Source organism: Micrococcus sp. PSi08 (genome assembly GCF_054960655.1).
Genome location: NZ_JBHNYP010000070.1, coordinates 1 through 359 on the forward strand (window position 1 = coordinate 1; position 359 = coordinate 359).

Sequence of the window (359 nt, forward strand, 5' to 3'; positions counted from 1 at the left end):
TCCGCTCATCCTCCAACGCTTCGGTGTACGCCAGGCGGGTGTACCCGTCGATCGCCGAGTGCAGGTAGGTGTACCCGACCCGCCGGCCAGGCCCGCGCTTGGCCGCTCGCGCGTTCTCGGAGTCCCGTCCGTGAGCACGCCAGCCTCCCCCCTCGGGGATGCGCCCGATTTTCTTCACGTCCAGGTGCACCATGTGCCCCGGGCCGCGGGCGGTGATCTTCTGGGGTCGTTGGCGCAGGTCTTCTCCGGCCGGGGTCAGGTCCCGTAGGCGGGAGATCCCGGCCCGGTGCAGCCACCTCCCCACGGTGCGCAGGCACAGCTGGTGGCCTTCGGAGGCGAGGTGGTGATGGATGCGCCGG

The 359-nt window shown here is 71.0% G+C and carries 1 pseudogene; it reads right to left on the bottom strand.

Annotated features, from left to right (window positions below):
* Nucleotides 1–359: pseudogene (locus ACFI33_RS11810) on the bottom strand (IS481 family transposase); the annotation flags it as partial.